The organism is Bacillus sp. JJ1127 (assembly GCF_036965845.1).
Lineage (GTDB): Bacteria > Bacillota > Bacilli > Bacillales > Bacillaceae_G > Bacillus_A.
This window is the reverse complement of sequence record NZ_JBALQK010000405.1, coordinates 1-2,717: the sequence shown is the minus strand read 5'-3', so window position 1 is coordinate 2,717 and position 2,717 is coordinate 1. Positions and strand designations below refer to the sequence as shown.

The window sequence follows — 2,717 nt, the reverse complement described above, 5'->3', positions numbered from 1 at the left end:
TAAAATAAAAAGAATTTGCTGAGGAGGCAAATTCTTTTTATTTTATAATGAAATGGGATAAATGAGGTTAACTTTTTCTTATTATTCAATATTTTTGTGGTAAAACGTTGTAAGCGTTTATTATAATAATGAAAGTTAGTAGCAATATTATGAAAAGTATATGGCTTTTGAGGAAGTGTTAAAGTGAAAGAAAACTTTATCCTGTTTCAAGAAGAAAAGAAAAATGCCCATCTCTTTTTGTGGGTGTTTAATATTGTGTGGATTTCATATGAAATCGTGTATTCGATCATACTAAAAGATTCTGGTTCGTTTGTAAGGCTATACGTTCTTATTCCAAAGTTTGTGTACGGAGTAGGATTAATAGGATTTAGTGTGTATTTAATGAAAAAAAAGAAGGCGGATCGCATTAAGCATGTCTATTTGATAGCATATATGTGTGCGGAAAGTTTTAATTTATACTGGTATGCGATGCACAGCAAAGTAGCATTTGATGATGGAAATGTACTGGAATTTGTTTTCATTTTCTTTGTATCAATTTTTATGAGTAAACGATATTTCCTATGGTTATCTTCAATTATTATGGGAAAGTATATAATGTTATTTCTTGTTTTAGGAGACAAGCAAGCATTTATGTCATTAATCATGTATAGTCTTTTATTATTTGTATCATATCTTCTATTAAATCGATTTTCACAGTATCTTTCTACTATAAATGATGTAATGACAGCAACGAGGGAGTCTGAAAAATCGATGGTGATTGGAAAGATGGCGGCATCTGTTGGACATGAGATTCGAAACCCTCTTTCATCATTAAAAGGATTTACGCAATTGCAGAAAGAAAAACATGCAGATGATAAAACCTACGAATATATGATTGATGAAATTGAGCATATAAATAATATGGTAAGTAAACTCATGGCGATTGCTGCTTGTAAGCGTTCTATTTATAGTAGTCAATTTATAGGGGAAGTTGTATCGAGTACAATGAAAGAAATGGAGCAAGACATAAAAAGAAAACAGCTACAGCTCGTTTATGATACTGAATCTGATCAAATAAAAATAGAGTGTGATAATCGAAAGTTAAAAGAAGGATTTTTATATGTACTAAAAAATGCGATTGAATCAATGGAACATGGTGGAACGCTTTGGGTACAGATAAAAGAGCAAGATGAAGACTATGTAATAGTAAGTATTATTGATAGTGGATGTGGAATACAGGAAGAGAATTTAAGTCGTATAAAAGAGGCTTTCTATACGACGAAGAAAGATGGGATTGGTTTAGGACTTACTGTAGCTCGTAAGCTTATTGAAGAACATCAAGGGAAAATCCAGATTACAAGTGAAAGAAATGTAGGAACAAAAGTCGACATTATTTTACCTAAAGAGCAGAACGAGGAGTAATATGGCTTTTGGGAATAAAGGGGTTTGCTACATGAGCAGTATTTATACATTAACAAAGGAAGAAGTTCGAACGTTAAACCTTTTTTTAAGTTTATTTTTTGTAGCCTGTTTCGTATACGATATTGCATGTTATTATGTTATGCCTAAGTTAGAAGGAGCAAGTGGTATTCCTATTCTAGAGAGGGGCTTAGGGGTATGGTCGTATATTTGTATGATGATATTAGTATTTGTAAGCATATACGTGATGAAACGAAAGAATCCGTATACTGTGAAATACATTATTTTCATAGGATATAGCATATTAGATTTCATTCATAATTTTATCATTTACTATGAAACAGGTTTAGAGTTTGATGGAGGAAATATAGTCGAGGGCTTTTTCTTTCTTTTTGCACCGATTTTTGTGAATAAGCGTTATTTTTGGTTTGTGGCGGTAGGGACGATTCTTAAATATGCTGTAATGGGAATCGCTGTGAAGTCGTTGATTGTTCTTATTCCTATCATTCTTTGTAGTTTGTTTTCAATTATAAGTTGGATTATTTTATTGAGATTTCAATCGTATATTCGAACAATCGAAATGATGCATCAAGAATGGAAGCAGAAAGAAAAGGTGGCTATAGTTGGAAGGATGGCAACAGTTATTGGAGATAAAATACGTAAACCTCTAATAGTCTTAAGGAAACTTGTCCAAAATCAGCAAGAAAAATATCCAGAGGATGAGAATAAAGTATATAGTGAGATTATGATGAAAGAAATTGAAAGAATTGATATTATCGCAAATGATTTAATGATACTCGGAAATTCAAGGGAAAAAGAACATCAGAATCATGATATAAGAGATATTATTTCATATGTACAGGTCGTAATTGGTGAACTTGCTAAACAAAGTGGTATTAACGTATATGCGGATTATGATGAAAACATCCCACTTATTAAATGTGATGAAAAACGATTAAAACAAGTATTTGTAAATCTAATAAAAAATGCAATTGAAGCTATGCCATCAGGGGGAACAATTACCATTCAAGTAACTTTTCAAGATGTAATGATCATTCGTATTACAGATGAAGGATGCGGCATACAAAAAGATAAGATTCCAAAGCTTAGTGAAGCCTTTTATACAACAAAAGAAGATGGAACTGGCTTAGGATTAATGGTTACATACAAGATTATTGAAGAACATCAAGGTACAATACAATTTAAGAGTGAAGTTGGGGTTGGAACTACGGTTGAGATTGTGTTACCGATTAGAGGATAGATGAATACAAGTTGAAAAAACCTTTCTTTTTAGGTGGACGAGAGCATTTGGCCATGCA

At 32.0% G+C, this 2,717-nt stretch carries 2 protein-coding genes; both read left to right on the top strand.

Translation table 11 applies throughout. The features are described 5' to 3' along the window. Positions 1-183 precede the first annotated feature (183 nt). Positions 184-1,401: an ATP-binding protein gene (locus V7183_RS25175; RefSeq protein ID WP_097899408.1), complete on the top strand. Its 1,218-nt coding sequence runs from the start codon at positions 184-186 to the stop codon at positions 1,399-1,401. A 31-nt stretch (positions 1,402-1,432) separates the two neighbouring features. Next, positions 1,433-2,659, top strand: a complete 1,227-nt coding sequence (locus V7183_RS25170) for an ATP-binding protein (protein WP_335361238.1) — start codon at positions 1,433-1,435, stop codon at positions 2,657-2,659. The last annotated feature ends 58 nt before the right edge of the window (positions 2,660-2,717 follow it).